This window comes from Desulfovulcanus ferrireducens, assembly GCF_018704065.1.
GTDB classification, from domain to species: domain Bacteria; phylum Desulfobacterota; class Desulfovibrionia; order Desulfovibrionales; family Desulfonatronovibrionaceae; genus Desulfovulcanus; species Desulfovulcanus ferrireducens.
On the sequence record NZ_JAGUQP010000001.1, the window covers coordinates 239,929 to 262,489 of the forward strand.

The 22,561-nt window shown below is 40.9% G+C and carries 16 protein-coding genes and 1 pseudogene; 11 read left to right on the forward strand and 6 right to left on the reverse strand.

Annotated elements, in window-relative coordinates:
* Positions 1-61: 61 nt before the first annotated feature.
* From kdsB to KFV02_RS01095, 4 genes are all read right to left on the reverse strand, one after another.
* Positions 62-808: a 3-deoxy-manno-octulosonate cytidylyltransferase gene (gene kdsB / locus KFV02_RS01080; RefSeq protein ID WP_252379682.1), complete on the reverse strand. Its 747-nt coding sequence runs from the start codon at positions 806-808 to the stop codon at positions 62-64.
* Positions 756-2,048, reverse strand: a complete 1,293-nt coding sequence (locus KFV02_RS01085) for a 3-deoxy-D-manno-octulosonic acid transferase (protein ID WP_252379683.1) — start codon at positions 2,046-2,048, stop codon at positions 756-758. Before KFV02_RS01085 ends, kdsB begins: the two co-directional genes overlap by 53 nt.
* Before the next feature lie 144 nt (positions 2,049-2,192).
* Positions 2,193-3,086, reverse strand: coding sequence for a D-alanine--D-alanine ligase family protein (locus tag KFV02_RS01090; protein WP_252379684.1), 894 nt, complete (start codon positions 3,084-3,086; stop codon positions 2,193-2,195).
* Complete coding sequence (locus tag KFV02_RS01095; RefSeq protein ID WP_252379685.1) at positions 3,052-3,648, reverse strand: HD domain-containing protein; 597 nt, start codon at positions 3,646-3,648, stop codon at positions 3,052-3,054. Before KFV02_RS01095 ends, KFV02_RS01090 begins: the two co-directional genes overlap by 35 nt.
* A gap of 177 nt (positions 3,649-3,825) precedes the next feature.
* Here KFV02_RS01095 and KFV02_RS01100 point away from each other — a divergent pair, with 177 nt between their 5' ends.
* The 9 genes and pseudogenes from KFV02_RS01100 to KFV02_RS01140 all read left to right on the forward strand — a co-directional run.
* Entirely contained in the window at positions 3,826-4,053 is a 228-nt protein-coding gene (locus KFV02_RS01100) for a HypC/HybG/HupF family hydrogenase formation chaperone (RefSeq protein WP_252379686.1), read from the forward strand.
* Positions 4,040-5,128: a hydrogenase formation protein HypD gene (gene hypD, locus KFV02_RS01105; protein WP_252379687.1), complete on the forward strand. Its 1,089-nt coding sequence runs from the start codon at positions 4,040-4,042 to the stop codon at positions 5,126-5,128. The genes KFV02_RS01100 and hypD overlap by 14 nt, the downstream gene beginning before the upstream one ends.
* A gap of 262 nt (positions 5,129-5,390) precedes the next feature.
* Positions 5,391-6,398 (forward strand): hydrogenase expression/formation protein HypE, encoded by a 1,008-nt coding sequence (gene hypE / locus KFV02_RS01110; RefSeq protein WP_252379688.1) that lies wholly within the window; start codon positions 5,391-5,393, stop codon positions 6,396-6,398.
* A gap of 218 nt (positions 6,399-6,616) precedes the next feature.
* The gene (locus KFV02_RS01115; RefSeq protein ID WP_252379689.1) at positions 6,617-8,344 is read left to right on the forward strand and encodes a proline--tRNA ligase; all 1,728 of its coding nucleotides are present in this window, start codon (positions 6,617-6,619) and stop codon (positions 8,342-8,344) included.
* Between the two features lie 36 nt (positions 8,345-8,380).
* A complete protein-coding gene (gene xseA, locus KFV02_RS01120) occupies positions 8,381-9,772 on the forward strand; it encodes an exodeoxyribonuclease VII large subunit (RefSeq protein ID WP_252379690.1) in 1,392 nt (463 codons plus the stop codon).
* Positions 9,744-10,079 carry a tRNA-binding protein gene (locus tag KFV02_RS01125; RefSeq protein ID WP_252379691.1) on the forward strand — a complete coding sequence of 112 codons (336 nt, stop codon included), beginning with the start codon at positions 9,744-9,746 and terminating at the stop codon, positions 10,077-10,079. Before xseA ends, KFV02_RS01125 begins: the two co-directional genes overlap by 29 nt.
* Positions 10,080-10,412: 333 nt before the next feature.
* Entirely contained in the window at positions 10,413-10,898 is a 486-nt protein-coding gene (locus tag KFV02_RS01130; RefSeq protein ID WP_252379692.1) for a flavodoxin family protein, read from the forward strand.
* Positions 10,899-12,205: 1,307 nt separating this feature from the next.
* Positions 12,206-16,258, forward strand: a complete 4,053-nt coding sequence (locus KFV02_RS01135; RefSeq protein WP_252379693.1) for a DEAD/DEAH box helicase — start codon at positions 12,206-12,208, stop codon at positions 16,256-16,258.
* A gap of 72 nt (positions 16,259-16,330) precedes the next feature.
* Positions 16,331-16,711, forward strand: a pseudogene (locus KFV02_RS01140) (integrase core domain-containing protein); the annotation flags it as partial.
* A 288-nt stretch (positions 16,712-16,999) separates the two neighbouring features.
* Here KFV02_RS01140 and KFV02_RS01145 read toward each other — a convergent pair.
* Together KFV02_RS01145 and KFV02_RS01150 are read right to left on the reverse strand one after the other, a co-directional pair.
* A complete protein-coding gene (locus tag KFV02_RS01145) occupies positions 17,000-18,019 on the reverse strand; it encodes a transglutaminase-like domain-containing protein (protein WP_252379694.1) in 1,020 nt (339 codons plus the stop codon).
* Positions 18,020-18,154: 135 nt separating this feature from the next.
* Positions 18,155-20,476 (reverse strand): molybdopterin-containing oxidoreductase family protein, encoded by a 2,322-nt coding sequence (locus KFV02_RS01150; protein ID WP_252379695.1) that lies wholly within the window; start codon positions 20,474-20,476, stop codon positions 18,155-18,157.
* Positions 20,477-20,992: 516 nt separating this feature from the next.
* Between KFV02_RS01150 and KFV02_RS01155 the strand changes: the two genes are divergently transcribed.
* Positions 20,993-21,298, forward strand: coding sequence for a hypothetical protein (locus KFV02_RS01155; RefSeq protein WP_252379696.1), 306 nt, complete (start codon positions 20,993-20,995; stop codon positions 21,296-21,298).
* A 563-nt stretch (positions 21,299-21,861) separates the two neighbouring features.
* Positions 21,862-22,524 carry a nuclease-related domain-containing protein gene (locus KFV02_RS01160; RefSeq protein ID WP_252379697.1) on the forward strand — a complete coding sequence of 221 codons (663 nt, stop codon included), beginning with the start codon at positions 21,862-21,864 and terminating at the stop codon, positions 22,522-22,524.
* The last annotated feature ends 37 nt before the right edge of the window (positions 22,525-22,561 follow it).

The following is a 22,561-nucleotide window of genomic DNA, read 5'->3' on the forward strand; positions in this document are numbered from 1 at the left end:
TAAACCGTGAACAGTGGGCAGTGATAAGGGGAACAGTGCAGAAGTGTTTCCCTTACCCCTTCTACCCCTCACTTAAAAGCTGACAAACTCTTGGGATATCTTCTGGTCTATCTACACCATGACACTCAAAATTAGTCTGTACGACTAAAATGGGAATATCTGCTTCTAATAATCTTAATTGTTCCAGTTTCTCCCACTTCTCAAGGCGACTTTCGCCTAAAGTTTTAAATTTGGCAAGTATATTCATGCGCATGGCGTATAGGCCAATATGACCCAAGTATTTTGGTTGATTATCTCGGCCAAAGGGAATGGGTGAGCGGGAAAAATACAGGGCTCGGCCGCTACTTGAGCAGACAACTTTAACTATATTCGGATCTTTTGCCTGTTCGAAAGAGATTTGTCTGGCTAAAGTGGTTACTTGAACTTCGGAACTTGTAGTAAAAGGCATTAAAAGTTCTGTGAGCATCTCTGGGTTTAGAGCTGGTTCATCGCCTTGGATATTAACTACTACACTGTCATCCGGTAACTTCAGCTTTTGTGCAGCCTCTAGGACCCGGTCCGTGCCACTTTTATGTTCTTCACTGGTCATAAGCACTGGTACACCTAAATCAGAAGCGGCCTTAAAAATACGATTGTCATCCGTGGCCAGGTAGACTTCCTTGAGCATAGAACACTTTTTGGCGCGAGCATAAACATGCCAGAACATTGGTTTGCCCAGGATATTGGCCAGGGGTTTGCCTGGAAAGCGGCTGGATTTATATCTGGCTGGAATGATTGCGTAAAAATTTATTGATTTGGTCGCAGACAAGGTCTGTTCCCCCTTTTTTGTCCTGAATATACTCTAGAAACCTTGCATGAACTTCATCCCTGGAAATAGTTTTGGTCTTGGTTAGCTCAGTATATAATTCCTGGGCATCATTAACTTGAATGACCAGGTGCTGCTGGATAATTTCTTGACCAACCCATTTAAAATTATCCCAAAATGGCCCTATGCAGGGAATAACGCCCTGGGAGATGGGCTCAAGAAAATTTTGCCCTCCGCATGGTACAAGGCTTCCGCCCACATAAACTGATCTGGCCAAGGCATAAGCCGGAATAAGTTCGCCAAATGTATCCCAGACAATCACAAGGGAATTAGAAATCTGTTCTTTTAGCCTGGAGCGTAAGACCCAGTTGATTTCCTCTCTGCTTAAAAATTCTTTCCAGGCATCCAGCCTGTGCATGTGTCTGGGGAAAAGGCCGATAATGGTCCGTGGATGGCTGGACATAATTTTTTTGATCAGCCATTTGATCTTGTCTTCTTCCTGTTCGCGTACGGATCCTAAAACAATCAAGGGTGATTTGGGCTTAAAATATTTGGCCAAGGGGTTTTGCACGTAATTTAATGGTGGGGCCACAGAGATCTGGTCGAATTTAATATTAGGCATTGTTTTTATTTTGGCCTTTGAGAAAATATCGGCAAATCTTCTGGCATCATTTTCAGAGATGGCTAAAATTTTGCTTGGGCCGATGGCGCGTAACAAGCCCCTTATTTTTAAATACCTGCTATAGCTTTTAGTACTCATGCGTGCGTTGGCTAAAATAACCGGAATGGATTTTACTTTACATATTGATAAAAAAGAGGGCCATATCTCTGTTTCCAGAATAAGGACCAGTCTGGGGGAGATTTTAGCCAGTGACCTGTACATTATGCACAACGGATCAAAGGGGAAATAGGCCAGATGGATATGAGGATTGTTTATTTTCTTTTTTAACACCTCAAATCCTTGACTGGTACAGGTGGTAATCAGGATCTTGGTTGAGTGGTTGAGTGGTTGAGTAGTTGAGTTGGCCGGACTGGTTAAATGGTTGATGATGGTTATTGCCAGCTGCGCTTCTCCCACCGAGGCTGCCTGAATCCATAAGTCAAAAGGCCCTTTTGGCAGGCAGAACCCCCAGCGTTGTTTCAGCCCCTGACGCAGGCGGGAGGAGAAAAAGGTAAAAGGCAGGAAAAGATACCATGCCAGGGTGTAAAGTAACAATATAAGCCAGTGGTGCATTTTGATCATTGTATCCTGCTTTTTTGTTCAACGTTCAATGTTCAACGTTCAATGTTCAAAGTTCGATGTTTAAAACTGAATACTTCCATGTTAAATTGTTTTAACATCATGCATAATACCAACTATTCGACATTGAACGTTGAACATTGAACATTATTTTCTGAGCGCCAGAGAAATAAGTTTATCTATAAGTTCCTCAAAACTTAGTCCAAAAGCCTTGGCTGCCTTGGGTAAAAGGCTGGTTTTGGTCATGCCCGGCAAGGTATTTACCTCAAGTATATAAATATTTTCTTCTTCATCTACAATGAAATCAGTCCGGCTATAGTCTTTTAGACCTAAGCTCCGGTGAGCTTTTAAGGCCATATCCATAAGTTTTTGGGCCAGAGTTTTAGATATGGGAGCGGGGCAGATTTCTTCTGCGCCATCCGGGTCGTATTTACTTTGGTAATCAAAAAAAGCGCCTTTTTGCGGTCTGATAAGTACGGGTGGTAAAGCCTGGTTATCAAGTACACCGCAGGTCAGTTCCTGGCCGGGGATAAATTGTTCAAGGAGAAATTCCTGGTTATTTAGCGAATGGGCCAACTTTTTGAGCTCGTCAGAAGAATGAACAATTTTTATGCCCAGGCTTGAGCCTCCTGTGTTTGGTTTTAAAACCAGGGGAAAAGTCAAATTTTGAGGGATAAAATCTGTTCTCCCAGTGTAGATAGACCAGTCGGGTGTTGGTAAGCCGTGGTTCACGAAAATCTGCTTACTAATAGCTTTGTTCAGGGCCAGAAAAGATGCTTTGGGACCTGAACCCTGGTAGGGGAGGCCAATGTCTTCGAGTAGGGCCTGAATGGTTCCGTCTTCACCTGGTGAGCCATGTAAATTGATAAAGGCTACATCGCTTTGTCTGGCTTTTTGAATTAAAAGATCAAGTTGTGGACTTAAGTCAAAAAAAATTGTTTCGTGGCCTAGGTTTTGAAGAGCTTTTTGAATCTCTTTAGCCCCATTTAGTGAAACCTCTCGTTCGCTAGACCAACCGCCGGCTATCAAAAGGACACGCATTTAAATCTACCCCAAGAATTTTGCTAAAGTTTGAAGCTATGGCCAGGACCTGGTCCTTGGATTTTTGAATCAGGTTCCGCTTTTTTATATTTGTCCCGTAGCGTTGAAATAGATCCTCAAACCTTTCTTCTATGGAAACAACTTTGGTATGTTTGACCCGCTTGTCACTATAAATTATGACCAAAGGAAGAAAAAATTGTTTAATATTGTTAATATTAATGTCGCCCGGCCAGAATACATGGTGCATAACTCCCTGGGCAATTGCCGGGTTGCCAGTATGTTCCATTACAAGGCTGGCCCCTAACTGGCTATGTGCTCCGCCGTGTTTGATACAGTAGGCCTTGCCCAGGTCATGAAGCAAGCCCGCAGCATAGACCGCATCAACATTGACGTCCCAACCCTTTTCAAGGGCCAATTGGGCTATACACTTGGCTATCTCACCCACCAGGTCACAATGTTTACGAATGTGTTCAGGCATGTTAAATTTGGCCCATAGACTTACACACTCATTTTTATCTGGCACAGGCCAGGAAGGGTTATAAGGGAAAGGAATGGGGTTCATAATCTTGTGTTTGGGTTTTGTGGTTCTAATTAAGAAAGCTGTCGCCCTAAGCCTCTCATTGACACCAGAAGAATAGCTATTTATCAACAGTTAGGAAAAAAATCAAAAGAAAAGGCGAAAGGTACAAGGCCTGAACTGGCTCCTGGCCTTTTGCCTGACAATCTTAAGGAGGGCTTTATGTGTTTAGCCGTTCCCATGGAAATTAAGTCCATAAAGGACAATATTGCCGAGGTCGAGGTCGGTGGAGTAAAAAATCAGGTTCGATTGGATATTATAGACGAACCACCACAGGTAGGGGATTTTGTCATTGTGCATGCTGGTTTTGCTTTGCGCCGGCTGGATAGAGAAGAGGGGCTCGAGACTCTTAAACTTTTTCAAGAGGGGTTGAACCTTGAACTTACATGATGGCTTAAAAGATCCTAAATTGTGTCGCAATGTCTTGCGTCAGATCGAAGCTGAGGTTGATGAACAGTTTCGCTTTATGGAGGTTTGCGGCACGCACACGGTCGCTATTTTCCAAAGTGGTTTGCGTTCTATACTACCTGATAAGATTATTCATTTATCAGGTCCTGGTTGTCCTGTGTGCGTAACTCATGAAAGAGAGGTAGCCGCATATTTAGAGCTGGCTGAAAAAGAGGATGCCATTATCGCTACCTTTGGGGATCTGATGCGTGTCCCTGGCCCGGATAAAAAGAATTTAAAGGATGCCCAGGCCGAGGGAGCCAGAATAAAGGTGGTTTATTCGGCTTTTGACGCATTGAAGGTGGCTATGGAGAATCCTCAAGACAAGGTGGTCTTTCTAGGTATTGGCTTTGAGACCACTGCCCCGACAATAGCTGCGACATTAAAAGTGGCCAAAGAGCAGGGTATAAACAATTTTTACGTGCTGTCGTTTCATAAATTGGTCCCTCCTGCACTTAAGGCCTTGGTTCAAGACAAAGAAATAAAGGTGGAAGGGTTCCTTTTGCCTGGCCATGTCTCGACCATCATTGGCCTTGAGCCATATAAATTCCTGGCCCAAGAATACAATATTCCAGCGGTAATCAGCGGGTTTGAACCCTTGGATATTTTACAGGCCATTTTAATGATGCTCAGGCAGAAAAATAACCACGAAGCAAAAGTGACGAATAACTATAAGCGGGCTGTGGCTGATATTGGCAACCCCAAGGCCAGGCAGGTCATGGATGAAGTTTTTGAGGTTGTTGATACTTTTTGGCGTGGTATTGGCGTTATTCCTCAAAGTGGATTGGGTCTAAACAGGGATTATGAACGATTTGATGCCTTAAAGGCATTCAATCTAACTCTGCCTGACGTTGCCCCAATAGCCGGGTGTAGGTGCGGCGACGTGCTAAAGGGAAAAGTCAGGCCCGATGAATGTCCTTTGTTTAAAAAAGCATGTTCGCCAGCTTCTCCTGTAGGCCCTTGTATGGTTTCTACAGAAGGTTCATGCGCTGCCTATTTTAAGTATATGGTTGAATAGTTGAGTAGTTGAGTGGTTGAGAGGGTGAGTAGTTGAGTAGGTGAGTAGTTGAGAGGGTGAGTAGGTGAGTGGGTGAAAAAGCCAAGGGCAAAAGGCTAAAAGATTAAGAGGCCGGCTGATTAAAAATTTAAGAATTTTTTAGCATTATACTGGCTTTAGGTGTCATAAGAAGATTAATAAGTTGAGTAAGTTGTCACCATTTTTACACTCAACTCAAAACTCGAAACTCAGCTCCCAGAATTCATCGGAACGAGGTAATATAATGGGCAAAAAAGTTTTATTGGATTATGGAAGTGGAGGAAAAGCCTCGCAAAGGCTAATTAGTGAACTTTTTTTAAAGTATTTAGGCAATGAAAGATTAAATCGTCTTGATGATGCTGCTTTTTTAACCAATCTTGATGGCCCTTTGGCCATGAGTACGGATAGTTATACTGTTGATCCCTTGTTTTTTCCAGGAGGAAACATCGGTTCGCTGGCTGTGCACGGCACGGTCAATGATGTGGCCATGCTTGGGGCCAGACCAATGTTTTTGAGTTGTGCCTTTATTATAGAAGAAGGTCTGGAGATGGAGGTCCTGGAGGAAATTGTGGCCTCTATGGGTGAAGCAGCTAAAAAAAGTGGCGTGGAAATTGTTACCGGTGATACAAAAGTAGTGCCCAAGGGCGCGGTAGATAAAATTTTTATCAACACTACAGGAATTGGTCAGATTGTGGCTAATCCCGCACCCAGCGGGCACAGGGCCAAGCCTGGTGATGTAATTATAGTTAGCGGCAGCATGGGTGATCACGGGCTGGCCATTTTATCCCACAGGCAGGGTATTGCCTTTGATAGCAATGTGGAAAGCGATTCAGCACCTTTAAATCACCTGGTTTTAAAACTTGTGCAAGAGATTCCGGATATCCATGTCTTACGCGATCCCACCCGCGGGGGATTGGCCACCACACTAAATGAGATTGCCCAGCAATCTCAGGTGGAATGTTTAATTTTTGAGGATAAGATTCCCATCCGTGAGGAAGTGAAAGGCGGATGTTCTTTTTTGGGTCTCGATCCGTTGTACCTGGCCAATGAAGGCAAATTAATCTGTATTTTACCTGAAAATCAGGCAGAGAAAGCATTAGAAATTATGCGTAGTGACCCCTTAGCCCAGGAGTGCGCCATTATTGGTCAGGTAAGTGATGAGCGCCCCGGCAAGGTTGTTTTAGAGACGGGACTTGGAGGGCATAGGCTTTTAGATATGCTGGAAGGGGAACAATTGCCGAGGATTTGTTAAGTGGGTGTATGAGTAAATGAGTGAATGGGTGAATGAGTAAAAGAGCCTGTGGCCTAACCTTTATATCAACTCAATTTCCATAGTTTATTTCAGTCCTGGTTTCTTTCATGCTGGTACAAAAACCAGGACCTGTTCTCAAAGCTTGCTTGCGGACAGAGCATAATAACAGCCTGAACGTGAGCGTAGGCGTAATAACAGTAAAGCGTATAGGAGTCCTTATGCTTTGGTCAAAATATTATATTCCAACTTTAAAAGAAGACCCGGCAGAGGCAGAGATAATCAGCCATAAATTGCTTCTGCGGGCAGGGATGATTCGCAAATTAACTTCCGGAATCTATATCTATCTACCTCTGGGCTGGAAGGCTCTGCAGAAAATTTCAGACATAATCCGTCAGGAAATGGACCGCTTTGGAGCCATTGAAATTAGCATGCCCGCGGTGCAGCCCGGTGATTTATGGAAAGAGTCGGGACGATGGGAGGTTTATGGTAAGGAATTGCTCCGCTTTAAAGATCGACATGGTCGCGACTATTGCTTTGGCCCCACCCATGAAGAAGTAATCACGGATTTAGTCAGGGGAGAAATCAAGTCTTACCGGCAGTTGCCAGTGAATTTATATCAGATTCAAACTAAATTTCGGGATGAAATCCGGCCCAGATTCGGACTCATGCGCGGCCGCGAGTTCATTATGAAAGACGCCTATTCCTTTGATCGAGACGATCAGGGTGCAAATAAGAGCTATGAAGATATGTATGCTGCCTATATGAGTATTTTTAAGCGATTGGGGTTAAAATTCAGGGCAGTAGAGGCTGATTCTGGTCCTATTGGCGGAAGTTTTTCCCATGAATTTATGGTCTTGGCCGATACCGGTGAAGACACCATTGCAGTGTGCACCAAATGTGATTTTGCTGCCAACCTGGAAAAGGCAGAAGTGAAGTATGCAGAAAAAGAGGGCAGCCCTGCTGAATGTCCTGCCCTGGAAAAGGTTTCCACGCCTGGTAAACATAGTGTGGAAGAAGTGGCAGATTTTTTAGGAGTGCCCAAGGAAAAAATTGTAAAAACCCTTCTTTATGAGGCTGATGGACGGCCTGTTGCCGTTCTTGTGCGCGGGGATAGAGAATTAAACGAGGTAAAACTGAAAAATTTGCTGGGTGCTTTAGACCTTAGACTGGCCAGTTTTGACCAGGTACAGAAGTGGTCCAATGCTCCGGTAGGCTTTGCCGGTCCTGTTGGGCTGAATGTGGAAGCTATTTATGCTGACCAGGAACTAATGTTTGATACTGATTATGTGGTAGGGGCCAATGAAGCCGATGCCCACTATTTGCATTTTCATCTGCAACGTGACGCGCAAATCGAAGGTTTTTTTGATCTGCGCCAGATTACAGAGTCAGATCCCTGTCCCAGATGCGGAGGTCCTATTGAACTAACCAAAGGCATTGAGGTGGGCCATATTTTTAAGTTGGGGACAAAATATAGTGAGGCATTGAAAGCTACTTTTCTTGATGAAAATGGCAAAGAAAAGCCCATGATCATGGGGTGCTATGGCATTGGCGTAAGCCGCGTCCTGGCTGCATGTATTGAACAAAACCATGATGAAAACGGTATAATTTTTCCACCTCCGATTGCTCCTTACGATGCTCTTTTGCTGGCTTTAAATCCTAAAGATAGTACAGTAAAAGAAAAGGCCAATGAAATATATGAGGCTTTGAGTGCGCAAGGAATTGATTGTCTCTTTGATGATCGGGATGAACGGCCCGGTGTAAAATTTAAAGATGCCGATCTCATTGGTCTGCCATTGCAAATAATTGTTGGCGCCAAAGGCGTGAAAAAGGGTGTGGTGGAGATCAAGATCAGACATTCGGGAGAAAGAATAGAAGTAGGACTGGATGAAATTATACCAAGATTCAAAGAAGTGCAGAAAAAGGTATGGGCGCACTATGGTGTCTAGTTCAAATTTTCTTAACGTCCAACCTTGCAGTTATAAATGGCACATATATTTTCAGTCTCCGAGCTAACAACAGCCATCAAAGAAGTTTTAGAGGTCCAATTTCCCTTTGTGTGGGTTAGAGGACAGGTATCCAATATGGCCAGACCCGGGTCTGGCCATATTTATTTTACCCTTAAAGACGAGCAGGCCAGTATTCGGGTAGTCTGGTTTAAGGGTAGTCAGGGATTTTCTAGAAAGGATGGTTTGAGCCTGGCTGAAAGTTTAGAAGATGGCCAGGAAGTCCTGTGTGCAGGACGAATTGGGGTCTATCCTCCGCGGGGGACCTATCAACTCATAGCTGAACTTGTTCAGGAACAGGGATTGGGGGATCTGTTTCTGGCTTTTGAGGCCTTAAAAAAGAAGCTGGCAGAACTTGGTTATTTTGATCCTGAACATAAAAAGCCCATTCCATATCATCCGGAGAAGATAGCCGTAATAACCGCCCCGCACGGTGCTGCTATCCAGGATTTTTTACGCATTGCCCAGGATTTGGGCCTGGGTAGCGAAATAAGGATTTACCCCAGCCTGGTCCAGGGAGATCAGGCCCCAAAAGAGATTGTCCGGGCCATAAACCTGGCCAATGCACATAATTGGGCAGAGGTTCTGGTCTTGATTCGTGGTGGCGGATCATTAGAAGATCTCTGGGCCTTTAATACCGAGGAAGTGGCCAAGGCTATATTTGAGTCCAATATCCCCGTGCTAACTGGCATTGGCCATGAAATCGATACAACTATTGCTGATCTTGTTGCGGATAAACGGGCTGCAACCCCCAGCCATACGGCCCAGCTTCTCTGGCCGGAGCGAAAAGTGTTGGCCCAGGATCTGGATGAGCAAGAGATCAGGCTTCACAATGCCCTAAGAAAATTTTTTGTCCATAAAGAGACTATATTGCAGCAAATGCACAAGGCCCTGACCTGGTTGAGCCCTGAAAAACAGGTCCAGAGAACGGAAGAAAGGTTTGAGCACATGAGGGAGAGGTTGGAGCAGGCCTGGGTGGGGTTTGTGCGTCGGCAGGAAGACAGGCTGGGTTTGCTGGAAAAGGGGTTAAAAACCGTATTCGGTCCTGATTACTGGCAGGTCAGAGCGCAGATGCTATCTACTTATGAGATGCAGTTAAAGGGTGGTATCCAGAAAATTATGACCGGGTGCGAGGCTAGATTGGACCTGGTAGAGGAAAGGCTCTCCGGCCTTGATCCCCTAAAGCCTTTAGCTCGTGGATATAGTTTGGTAGAAATTGAGAAGACCGGCAAGTACTTGCGCCGTAAACAGGAAGTAGAACCCGGCGATAAGTTGGGTATCAGGCTTCTGGAAGGTTCGATCAGGGCAGAGGTTGTTAAGGATAAGGAAGGAGAAAATGACCATGAAGAAAATAAGCTGGGAAGATTTTGAGAAGGTTGAACTCCGGGTAGGGACTATCATTGAAGCAGAAGAGTTTCCTGAGGCAAGGAAACCGGCTTATAAGCTTAAGGTTGATTTTGGTCCATTTGGAATCAGAAAATCTAGCGCTCAGATAACAGATTTGTATACGCCTGAGGAATTGGTAGGCAAGCAGGTAATTGGGGTTATTAATTTTCCGCCAAAACAGATTGGACCGTTCATGTCAGAATGTCTGGTAACCGGGTTTATTCAGGAAGATGGGGCTGTAGTATTGGCAGTTCCTGATAAACCGGTTGAGAATGGTTTGAAATTGGCATGAGTTGATGAAAATATAATACTCAACTTTCTGGGTACTTTTCATGATTGTTTTTTTCAATGCCAACAAAGACTTAGACACATATAAAACTTGCTTGCGGGCAGTGCATAAAGGGATGCTTTGGTAAATCGCACGTTTACCTTTTATTGATACTTAGTTCATATTTTGATAAATTTTTGGCCAAGTTTCCCAATGCACTGCTTATCCGCAAGCTTCGCTAACATGTGTTACCTAAGCCGTTTGTAATGCATTTCAGAAAACAATCCTTTAATACGAGTCGTATTACAATAAGTTAGATAATCCAGAAAATTGAGTATAAAAAGATGGGAGGCTCTTATGCAAATATTAGTTCTTTATTTTTCCAAAGGTGGCAATACGAAAAAATTGGCTGAGGCCATAGCAGAAGGTGTAGAAGGCGTGGATGGCGTTAGCGCTGTTTTGAAAAGTACAAGTGAAGTGACCAAAGAGGATTTTTTAAATTCAGAGGGGATTATTGCTGGTTCGCCGGTTTACTTCGGAGTGATGGCTGCAGAGTTGAAAAAGGTTTTTGATGATTTTGTCTCCTTGCGCAGAAAAATGGAGGGTAAAGTTGGCGCTGCTTTTGCCACTGCCGGTAGTGAGACTGGTGGTAAGGAAACCACAATGTTTTCTATCATTCAGGCCATGATGATCTATGGGATGATAATTGTTGGTGATCCCATGAGTGCTACCGGTCATTATGGTATTGCCTGCGTTGGCGCTCCGGATGAAAAAACCAAAGAAAACGGCAGGTTGTTAGGACAACGGGTTGCTGAAGTAGCCAAGAAACTGGCTAGCGATTAAATTGGAGCCTGGATAAATTTTTGTTTGAAGATGTGTCTGTACGACCTGTTAAATCCCGCCTTTGGCGGGATTTTTGGTTTTTGATTTATTTTTTTCAGTTCAAACTTTGAGATTGCTTCGCTCCACTTTGCTTAAGCTCGCAATGACAGGGCCGAGATTGTCATTGCGAGGGCAGCGAAGCTGCCCGTGGCAATCTCACCCATTATCTGAAAATTTCTGGCGCAAAATCTACTTTTATTCCAATGTGTTTAATGTAAAACTAAATTGAAAATCACTCAACTTATTATCGGATACACTCACGTTTTTTTATCGTCATAATAAAATCTTTTTGCTCTACGGATTCAAGTCGAGAGATGATAAATATATCTATTTTATATTGATGAAACAGGCAATTTAGATCCAGAACTGGAAGTAATAAGACCAGACGGTTCCAAAGTTGAAAAAGACTGGCTTTATGTGCTTACTGCTTTTGGTATTTTTGAGCACAAATGGAAGAGATTTTATCATTCTATCATTGCTAAAAAAAAGAGCTTGATTGAAGCTATTCGGCTACGGCATGGGAAGTTGCTAGATTTAGTTGACTGTGAAGTGAAATCAAACTGGATCAGAATATCATCTGAACGTAATTGTCATCATTTTCTTTCATTGCTTTTACAGACAGAATTGTCCGTGGTGAAACAACTGCTATGATTACATTTTATCGAGATCAACTTTATGAGGAAGTTTGGACTGAACCTATTACCAGGTTAGCACAGAAATATGGCATATCTGATGTAGGTCTCTTAAAAATTACTAAAAAACTTAACATTCCAACTCCACCAAGAGGATATTGGGCAAAAGTCAGATATGGGAAAAGAGTTAAACGTATACCTCTGCCTCCACTTAGACATGGCGTGCCCGATACTTACACTTTTCACCCTCAGCCCTATTCTAACAGAACATCGTTATTTAGATGTTAATGTTTGATTACTGATAGTTAATTTTTAAAGAGAGGTTGTAGCTTTTTAAATAATAAAATAGACTTGGTGATTTTTGCCTGATTTTAAGAAGTCTACTTTATAAAATATGAAAATATGCCTATTTTATAAAAGTTGACTTTTGATTTTTATCAAGGAAAAATAATTTTCAATCTGCAATCATGGAAACGGAGATTATGATCCTGGAATATTTCAAAAAAAAGCAGCTAAGACTGTTAAATTCTGTTCCTTTAAAGTTTACCCGCAAACAATATATGAAAAAAATAGCTGCTAGGGAGAGGTTAATCGGTTTGCTTGGCGCATCGGTTCTATTGTCACAGGAGATGTAAAATGGAAGAATTGATCAAAAAAGAAGTAGAAATCTGGGCAGGGCTGCTGGGTAATTTTACACAGAAAGAACTTGTAGAATTAGTACATCAATATTTATTGCAGCACAATAAAAAAATATCGGAAAATAAGGTCAGGACAGTAGTTAAGGCTATGTTAAAAGCTCATGGCCTTAGTTATATGTCTAAATATCAGGGTTATAAATTTCCTGATAACCAATCTATAAGAATTTTAGCCAGAATTTCGCATGGAGAACTTGAAGAACATTTAATGTTTTATTTTGAAACTTTTTCTTATGATGATAATGTAGAGCAGATGTATGGTAGGGCTTATTTTTTTCTTATTAAGAAAAACATTTCTTCTATGCTTGTACCTTTTATTTATGACATAGAAAAGTATTATCATAATGAATTTATGTATTATGCTATTAAATTAGGTTATGGTCTTTTAGATGATCATGAGCTTGTTAATTATATGCTTCCTGAATGGGTATATCTGGTGGGAGAGGAATTATTTTTTTACGCTCTATTTGGAGATGATGATAAAATATTTAAGTGGTATGAAGCTGTTCAGCAAAGGACACATAAAAATGAAGCGCTTATCTGGCTGTTATGTCAGATTGCGTTTTTTAATCTTGATCTGGAAAAACTGGACTTATTTGTAATGGAGCTTTCTACGTTATGGAGAAAGTTATGTATAAAAACATTACTTTTATTTTATAAAAATGAGCCGTGGCAGGAAATGTATAAGATGACTGAAGAGGAATATTGCAGAGTTACTAATAAACGAACGTTTACGCCTGACGGCCCTCTTGCCCTGCTTGTGCCATTTATGTTGTGGTCAACTGAAGATTTTGCAATGAGGAAAAAAGCAAGATTGATGTGGCAGCGTATAAGAAAAGAAAAGTTTTCTTTTACCTGGGATGAGATGAATGCCTTTCATGCCCTGCTGGAGAATAATCTGGGAAATATGTATTTTTCTTTATTTTATGGAGGCTATGTAAATTATTCTACTGCTGTTCTTATTTTTTTGACCTGGTATTTTTTTTACGAATATGAAGACTTCATGGATTTAAAAAAGGATAAGAAATGCAAGGCCTTTGCTAAATATATGCTTTCCAAAGCCATTGAATTGGAGAAAAAAGGGGCTAAACTCTGGGCTCTGGAAATTTTTGCCTTTCTGGCAAAGGGTTTTAAAAATACTCGCTCTCAATCCAGCTTGAGAAGGTTTACCAGAAGTACAGAATTTTATCCTCTGTGGGGGCGATTTAGAGAAAAGGAAACATGGGAAATCAAACTCAGTAGTCTAGAAAAGTATGTAAATGAGCATTTAAATCTTGAGGAAAAAAAGAAATTCAGGCTGGTCTGGTTTTTAAGATTTATGGAAGATAGCATTGGTATCACGCCCAAAGAGCAGAAACTCAGAGCCAATGGGACATGGAGTGATGGTAGAAGTGTAAGTTTAAAAAAATTATATGAAGGGCAATATAAATTATTGTCTGAACATGACAGGGCTGTTGTAAAGTGCATTAAATATTCGCCTGTTCATAGGACATGGAATTCCAGTAAGAATTATGTTGTTACACAGGATATTATGTTTGCCCTGATAGGTCATCCTTATGTTTTTGATGAAGATACACGCGAACAACTGGATGTAGTGGAGGGTAAGGTCAGGTTAAGTGTTACAACAGACAATAATAATGATTTAAAGATTACATTGGATCCTTTTTTTGTGCCAGATTCAGAAAAAAAATTCCATCTGGTTAAAGAAGGCAATAAAGTAAGAGTCTATAAACTGGATAAAGAATTACATGCTATTGTTCAAATTCTTGGTAAAAATGGCGTTAAAGTTCCTGCAAAAGAAAAGGCAAGGATTCAAAATCTCTTAAAGGCCCTATCTCATAAATTTCCAGTTGAGGGCACATCCATTGTTCCTGCCAGAGAAGTTCCTCCAGACACCACCATTAATCTTATTTTAAAGCCTTTAAAAGAAGGGCTATTACTGACTGTTAGAGTATTTCCTCTGGGCGAGCAAGGGCCTCGTTATATTCCCGGGGATGGGCCTGAATATGTAAGTGCTGTAATCCAGGAAGAAAACCTCAAGACCCAGCGGCAGCTAACCAGGGAAAATGAATTATTTTCCCATTTATTAAACGGGCTTTTTGAAATAGATGGCTTAGAAGCCAGACAGAGTGCTGAATGGCACGCACCTGATCTTGTTTGCGCCCTGAATTTGCTGGAATTTTTAGAAGGCCTGGACCAAAAGGATTACAGGCTTCTCTGGCCTGAGGGCAAATCTTTTAATCTGGTTCATATGGATAAAGAGATTGACCTTAACCTTTCTCAAGGCAAAGACTGGTTTACAGTAGATGGCGAGGTGAAAATAGAAAATAAAAATATTTCCCTGCCTAAACTTCTGAGTCAGATTAACAAGCAAAAAAACAGGTTTTTGCCGCTGGATAAAGGAAAGTTTCTGGTCTTAAAAGAGCGAGTTTTCAGACAGTTAAATGAACTGGCAGAAATAGCAGAGATTAAAGCTAATAGCATCAGGCTTTCACCCTTAAGGACCCTTGTTTTGTGGGAGTCTGGTTGGCGCATGCAGGAAGATAAAGAAGTGCAGGAGTTTAAAAAGAAGATAAATGATGCCTTTAATCTGGATCCAGAAGTGCCGCGTACCTTAAAAAATATTTTAAGGCCCTATCAGGTAGAGGGGTTTAAGTGGATGAGAAGGCTTTATGAGGCTGGCCTGGGTGCTTGCCTGGCAGATGACATGGGGCTTGGCAAAACCCTGCAAAGCCTTAGCCTGCTTTTGGCAATTGCTGATAACGGGCCTTCCCTTATTGTAGCGCCTGCCTCGGTTCTTTCTGTGTGGGAGGATGAGATAAATCGGTTTACGCCTGAATTGAAATCAATATCTCTTGCACCTATAAAAGATAGAAAAGATGTCTTAAAAAAACTTAAGCCATATCAGGTTGTGCTTGTCTCTTATGGCCTTCTTCAACAGCGCGAAACAGCTTCGCTTTTAAAAGAAAAGTCCTGGAGTATGGTAGTGCTTGACGAGGCCCAGCAGATAAAAAATTATCGCGCCATCAGGGCCAAAAGCGCTTTTGGCCTGCAAGCCAGGTTTAGATTGGCTACAACAGGGACGCCTCTTGAAAATCGCCTGGAAGAGCTGTGGACGATTTTTCGTTTTTTAAACCCTGGTCTTTTAGGCTCTCTGGAAGACTTTCGCAGGCGATTTGTCACTCCCATTGAAAAGGAACAACAAACAGGGGTAAAAAAGAGGCTGAAAAGACTTATTGGGCCTTTTATTTTAAGGCGTACAAAAGCTGAAGTTCTGACAGAACTGCCGCCCAGAACTGAAAGCGTGCTTTATCTGGATTTTTCACCAGAAGAGGCAGCCCTGTATGAGGCTGTCCGCCAGGAGGCACTAACCGAGCTGGAAGGGGCAAAGGCTGAAGTTGTGCGCTTTAAGATCCTGCAATATTTAACCAAACTTAGGCTGCTGTGCTGCAGTCCAAAACTTTTAGGAGCAGCAGAAGATGCACCTGAAACAAAAGTAACAGCACTGCTGGAACTTCTGGATGAACTGGTAAGCGCTGGACATCGTATTCTGGTTTTCAGTCAGTTTGTGCAATTCTTAAAGAGGATAGAGCAGGGCATGCAGGAAAAAGGATGGTCATGGCTTTATCTTGATGGGAGTGTGCCAACAGCAGAAATGGCAAAAAGGGTAAAAACATTTCAGGAAGGCAAGGCATCTGTTTTTCTTATTTCCCTGCGCGCTGGTGGTTTTGGGCTGAATTTAACTGCTGCATCTTATGTGGTGCTTGCTGATCCCTGGTGGAATCCAGCAGTGGAGGCCCAGGCTGCTGACAGGGTTCACCGCCCTGGCCAGACCCAGCCTGTTACTATTTATCGTTTGATTGTTAAAAATACTGTGGAAGAAAAAGTGAGAGTGCTTCAACAGGAAAAGACCCAGCGCCTGGAAGAAATCCTGGAAGGCACATCAAGTCCTGCTGCCCTGTCATTGGATGAATGGGTTGAGCTTTTGAAATGAGTGGGTAGTGGGTGGATGCTAGATGACAGGATAAGAGAAGAATTTAATGGGACAGGAGGAATTCAGTAGGAGCTAAGAATCCTCACTGATCGGGGAACTGAGTTTTGTGGAAAACCAGATACTCACGATTACCAGCTATTTTTGGCTCTAAATGATATCGAACACACAAAAACAAAAGCTAAAAGTCCGCAAACAAATGGTATATGTGAACGGTTCCACAAAACCATTCTGGACGAATTCTATAAGATCGCTTTTAGAAAGAAAATATACTTATCTATTGAAGAGTTACAAAAAGACCTGGACAATTGGCTAGATTATTATAATACAAAACGTCCTCATCAAGGCAAAAGATGTCAAGGCAGAACTCCTATGGAAACATTCCTGGAAAACTTACCATTGGCAAAACAAAAATTAATAGATATGCAGTACGAGACATCTGACAACCTTAACTAAATCTTACAACTGCAAGAAAGGATAACCACTGTCAGATTTTGTTTTTGACTAGTACATTTTATATCAACAAATTTCTCCTGTCCCCTTCTTTTAATAGCCACGGCTTGCTTCACGGTCAAAAGATAGGGCATCATTTGTTTCATAGAAAATGCAGGGCTTTGACCTTCATAATAGCTTTGCTCAATAAGAGAAAGTTGAGTTTTGTTAGATATAGCGATGGTGGATCTGGCATTGACGGATCCACCAAACGCATATTTAAAAAAAAAATGACGTTAAAAACCTTAACGTTTATTTCTGACGAAATATTATTTTGTACTTAAAGGTTTCCGGACTAAGCCAATCTAAAGGGTTACCATTCACTTCAGCATATGGGTAGCCAAAATTGTTTAAGGCCAGCCCTGTTTGAGGAGGATTGAGCCTCAGATCTCTCCCTACAGCTAATTTTATCCGATAAGGATCCCAGGCACCCCAGAAATAACGGCGCCATTTTTTAGTCTCAGGATCTTTAAGGGTGAGGTTATGTTTGAGCATCATTTTGCGTACATCAGCCGGATCTACTGGCACCCAGCCATAGCCAGGTAAATAGAATTCAGCCCAGCAATGTTGCCATTTGGTAATATCTACCACTGGTTTTTTACCCATTCTGATTCCAAAAATCTCACGAGCAGGTACACCGGCTGCCCTGCAAAGGGCTACAAATACTGAATGGATATCTGTACATTTGCCTCCACGGCATTTTAAAAGTTTAAGCACATCTCCTGAACCGCATCCTTTGACATTAGGATCACGATACATATTTTCGCAAGTCCAGTCATAGATTGCCTTAGCTTTGGCCAGTACCGTTGTTTTGCCTCTGGTAATTTTTTTTGCCAGAGTACGTACTGGATCATCTATAGGACCAAGTGAAGTTGGTAAAAGCCAGGGTTTATAATCAGCAGGATTCCAGCAAGACTCATTGGCAGGAAAATTTCGACGTACAACTTCAATACGCTCGGCATCGAAGCGCAATGTTAACTTACGAGATTGTGTCCCTGGTTTCCAGCGTGCATAAAGTATAGGGGTCTGAAACTTTTTATCACTGTAAACTCCTGATTCAGTATAGTCTCCTTCTACTGTTATATTTTTTATGGTTTGATACTCGGAAGAAATGGGATACGGTATCCAGAGTTTTACTTCTTTGTTAGCTGGATGCGATGAGAGATCGAACTCCATTGTTATAGTACCATGCACTGATTTGGGAAAGGCGAATGCATTAGAGCCAATAACTATCCCTAATAACAACACCATAAAAATTACTAATCTTTTCACAATAATTCCTCCCTATAAACATTTTATTTCTTAATTAGCTGTTTCTTTATGGGGGATGGCCTATAAATTTCAAAATATTATTGCCAAAAAACGCTCAATTGAAGTTACTTGATTTTTATTTTCGTTTGCCCAATATTAGCTTTTTTTAATACCTACACGAATACCTTTAAAGGCAATTTGACCAGAAATGGGGCACCGAGCTTCAAGATCGGTCAGAAAATTCACCGATTTCCAGGAAGTAAATGGACTCTTTTCACCATAAGAATAGGGGATAAAAACAGTGTCTTTCTGGATATAGGGCGTAAGGATCGCTTTAGCCATAGTTTCTCCGTATCTGGAATAGACAATAATAACGTCTCCATCATTTATTCCCAAAAAATTGGCTTTCTTCTGGTGGATAAGACAGAATTGATCCGGAGAGATATCATTTAAAATTTTGATCCAGTGAGAGGTATGCCCCATAATTGCTTTGGAAGGCCGCCCAGTAATGAGATAAAACGGGAAATCGTGATTTTCTTTTTTTGATGTCAGAGAAACTTTATAAGTATAACACTTATTTTTCTGAAAAGGAGAAAGGATCAACTGGCTTTTATCATAATATATCGTGGATTCGTTCTGAGAGGCTATATCAGGGTCAACATAATACCGCGGAATGGCACTTAGACCATACGCTGCAAATTTCCTTTCTATCTCTTCAGTCCATAATTCTATTTTGCCACTTTTAGTTGGAAAGCGTTTATCTAAAAATAGGGTTCCTCGTTCCTGAACTTGACCTTTTATCAGTTTAATTGGCGCTCTTAGTGAATTATTTTTCTTGGCGATGAAATTTTCAACTTTATACCCTTTGGGGCCACCTACTGTATTTTGTAGAATAACAGGGTTTTTGAGGTCGTCTGTAAAAATATCTCCCCATCCCATTCGCTTTCCCAGCTCAATCCACCACCATTTATCAGGTTTAGCCAATCCTGGCGGATCCAAAAGCTTTGGTACCCAAACGAATCTGCTATCGTCAGAGACAGGGGCAAGACCTCCAACCTCAATCCAGAAGGCAGCAGGAAGAATATAGTCAAAATAATAAGCGTTAATATTTTTTGTGAGACCATTATAAACACTTAATTCGAGTTTTTCGATAAGTCTGCGTACTCTGGACTGATTGGGCCATTGGGTAAGGGGACTACCAGTTGCAATCAAGGCCCGCAGTTTATAAGGATAGAGAGGGTTTTCAATAGATTCCAACCAACCTACAGGATTCTTAGATAACTCCATTTTTGTTTTTACAATTCTATCCTTGGGCAATGGCAGACTGCCAATAGAAATCCCCCCATTATTCAAACAGCAGTAACCAGTTGATTTTTCTCCAAAATGACCGGTGATGGCAGCAAGAAAGTAAAACGCACGGTGAGTTTGGACTGCGTTGGTGTGGTGACTTAATCCGCTATTGCCAATGATGATAGCTTTTTTTGTGCGAACATATGTGTCGGCAAGATAAGCTATTTTATCTTCTGGAATCCCTGTTATTCTGCTTCCCCACGATAATGTATAATTGCCGTCCAACACTTCTTTTTTTAATTGCTGAAAACCGACGGTATGATTTTTGACAAATTCTTCATCAACTAAATCATGGGTAATAATATAATGAATTAGGGTAAGCGCCAGGGCGAGATCTCTTCCCGGTTTAATTGGAAGCCATAGATCTGCCCTTTTGGCTGTCTCTGATCGCCGTGGATCAATGACAATGAATTTGCATTTTCCTTTAGATTGATTATCCTTCATCCTGGAAAAGATTACCGGACGAGTAGCCGCCATATTGCTCCCAATAAAGATATAAAGATCTGCTCCATAAAAATCATCGTCACTATAGACCCATGGAGTATGTCGTGTTCCCAATACAGAAATACCAGCCGGTTTCGCGGCGTAATTACAAAATGGGCCGGTTTTTTCATAATTCGGAGTTCCGTAGAGCTTTGCAAATGCTTTATTGAGAATTCTTCCATCAAATGCACTGCGCCCCGAAGCCCATATGCCGAGCGCTTCCCCACCATACTTCTCACGAATATGCTTTAATTTTTGAGCTATCTCATCCAGAGCTTCCTCCCAGCTGACACGAATAAAACTGGCATCAAATCCTCTTTTGCCTATACGTTTTAGCGGATAAGTGAGTCGGTGAGGACTATTAATGAGTTCTAAACTCCCAAAAGGTTTTATACAAATTTTTCCTTTTGTAACTGGGTCATCAGGGTTACCAGTTAGATGTACAACTTTCCCGTCTTTTATGTAAATAATCATACTGCAAGCGTTCTGACACCACATACATCCTGTTACGTATTTTTTTACTCCTTTTATTTTCGGAGATAAACGCTCAGTAGCAGAATAAGAAAGTACAGGATATACACCAATACATGCCGCAGTTTTTAAAAGAGAACTTATAAACTTTCTTCTATCGATAAATTTACTCATTACAACTACCTTCCTATCATTTGCATAACATTATTATTTTGGTTTAAAAAATTATCAAAATATAAAATTAATATACATTCATTTAAAAATAAGTAACAGGTTATATATATGTCAAATGCATATATTCTATAGACTAATATGAAAGTTATCAGTTTTTTCTATCTAGCTGTATCTAAAGATTTAATTGCAAAAGCTCAAAATTATGCTTTTTGACAAAATTGTTATCGTATAACCTATTGAAAACATTGAACGTCGAACTTCGAACAGCGAAGGGTCGAACCGCGCCTGCCCTTGTGTCAGGAATGATGTCGCATTGCAAAAGAAAAGGAGCTGCTATGAACTGGAAGTGCAAATTTGTTAGACCCAAGGCAGAGGAATGGACGGACTCTGGCTTTCAGGTCTGCGCTTGATATGGAGCGCATATTAGATAGAATTGTGCAGAGCTTAGGATTTGCAAAGCAGGAATAGAAGATACAGGAGATCAGGACGATGTTCACTAAATTTGGGAGGTGTAATATGAAAAGATTAATTTTTTCCTGTGTGCTGATATTAATGTTTTTAGTCGGAACAGCCTTTGCTGAGACGTGGAAGTGTTACTATCCAAAGGGAACAGAAATTATATCATCTGAATTTTCTACTGGTGGTGGAAAGAAAGTTATTATGTATATTGAGGTTGATGTTCGTTATCCCGATGGACGATATGTTAAATATTTGGACTCAATAATAAAAACTGCTGGTTTTTTGGGCTTGGGTAGAATTGTAATTCCAGATAAGATTGTGTTTGTTCCCTGGGATAAAGATGCAATTAGACTAGAAGATTAAAAGTTCAGAACCGAAGCGTTTGCGAAGGTTTGGCTAGGGCTTACGCAGCAAAATTTTGACACTCAAAGAAAAGTAGTGGTAATAGTTTGTAATATGTTTAAATTATTAAAAAAAATCGAATTTCGAAATCCGAAATCCGAAACAATATCAAATGACCAAAATTCTAAACAAAGGGATAATTAGAGCTAAATTTGAAGTATAAAATTTGTTTCGAATTAGTGACATCTAACTAGCTGTTGTACTGGTTCAGCGCGAATTGGAGTTTTTAGCATCTGAATTAGTGAACAGAAGGAGTTAAGGCAGAGGAAAATTTGTGTCAAAGAGACGCAAGAAGTATATCCCAGAAAAAAATGTATTTATAGTTGATAAAGTAGAGCAGGAATTGTGACTTTTATCACTAACTCCTTGACTGTGCATAATAGTAGGAGTAATCTTGCAACAATTTTTATTTTAGCAGTAGCAAAATTTAGAATGTTTCAGTCTGTCCTGGGCTGATTAGAATATAGTCGTTATCAGGCGGTGAAGTCTATTATTATAGATTAAAATTATAAAGAGTTATCGTCATGATTATTAAAGAACGCGACTCAAGAGAAAACGAAATCCAGGAATTAAAAAAGTTATTGGAACTTCCTATCACCTCTAAACAGCGCTTTTTGATCGAAAGAGAATTGAGAGCTTTAAAAAAAGGCACTTCTGGAGAGGATGATTCAGCATATTACATCAATTTCTATTATGGAGATTCAAAAAATTGGGCGGTCATCCATGATCTTCGGATTGAATATGAAGGAAAAGTGGCCCAAATTGATCATGTCATGATTGGTAGAATGCTGGATATTTTTGTTATAGAGTCCAAAAATTATAGTTACGGAGTCAGAATAAATGATAAAGGTGAATTTGAATTATTGTATAATAATAAATATCATGGCATTGCTTCACCTATAGAGCAAAATAAGAGACATATCTACATATTAAAAAAATTTTTAAGTGCAAATAATATTTTACCTAAACGGGTTGGATTAACTCTTAAGCCTAAATTTAGAAGTTTGGTTTTAATATCACCAAAAGCAATTATTGAGCGCCCGCCAGAGAATGAATTTGATACTTCAATGGTAATAAAAGCAGATGCTCTTGATACAACAGTGCAGGGGTATTTTGAGAATGTTCCCATATCAGAGTTACTTACTATTGTGCTGGTTCAGCGTGAATTGGAATTTTCAGCCGTCTGAGTTAGTGAACTCAGAACGGAGGGAAGTTTATGGTAAA

Bases quoted from the DNA above. Each gene is read 5' to 3' on its own strand.
- KFV02_RS01100 (WP_252379686.1), top strand. From the start codon at position 3,826: ATGTGTTTAGCCGTTCCCATGGAAATTAAGTCCATAAAGGACAATATT.
- KFV02_RS01095 (WP_252379685.1), bottom strand. From the start codon at position 3,648: ATGAACCCCATTCCTTTCCCTTATAACCCTTCCTGGCCTGTGCCAGAT.
- hypE (WP_252379688.1), top strand. From the start codon at position 5,391: ATGGGCAAAAAAGTTTTATTGGATTATGGAAGTGGAGGAAAAGCCTCG.
- KFV02_RS01135 (WP_252379693.1), top strand. From the start codon at position 12,206: ATGGAAGAATTGATCAAAAAAGAAGTAGAAATCTGGGCAGGGCTGCTG.
- KFV02_RS01125 (WP_252379691.1), top strand. From the start codon at position 9,744: ATGAAGAAAATAAGCTGGGAAGATTTTGAGAAGGTTGAACTCCGGGTA.
- KFV02_RS01130 (WP_252379692.1), top strand. From the start codon at position 10,413: ATGCAAATATTAGTTCTTTATTTTTCCAAAGGTGGCAATACGAAAAAA.
- KFV02_RS01085 (WP_252379683.1), bottom strand. From the start codon at position 2,048: ATGATCAAAATGCACCACTGGCTTATATTGTTACTTTACACCCTGGCA.
- KFV02_RS01090 (WP_252379684.1), bottom strand. From the start codon at position 3,086: ATGCGTGTCCTTTTGATAGCCGGCGGTTGGTCTAGCGAACGAGAGGTT.
- xseA (WP_252379690.1), top strand. From the start codon at position 8,381: ATGGCACATATATTTTCAGTCTCCGAGCTAACAACAGCCATCAAAGAA.
- KFV02_RS01160 (WP_252379697.1), top strand. From the start codon at position 21,862: ATGATTATTAAAGAACGCGACTCAAGAGAAAACGAAATCCAGGAATTA.
- KFV02_RS01155 (WP_252379696.1), top strand. From the start codon at position 20,993: ATGAAAAGATTAATTTTTTCCTGTGTGCTGATATTAATGTTTTTAGTC.
- KFV02_RS01150 (WP_252379695.1), bottom strand. From the start codon at position 20,476: ATGAGTAAATTTATCGATAGAAGAAAGTTTATAAGTTCTCTTTTAAAA.
- KFV02_RS01115 (WP_252379689.1), top strand. From the start codon at position 6,617: ATGCTTTGGTCAAAATATTATATTCCAACTTTAAAAGAAGACCCGGCA.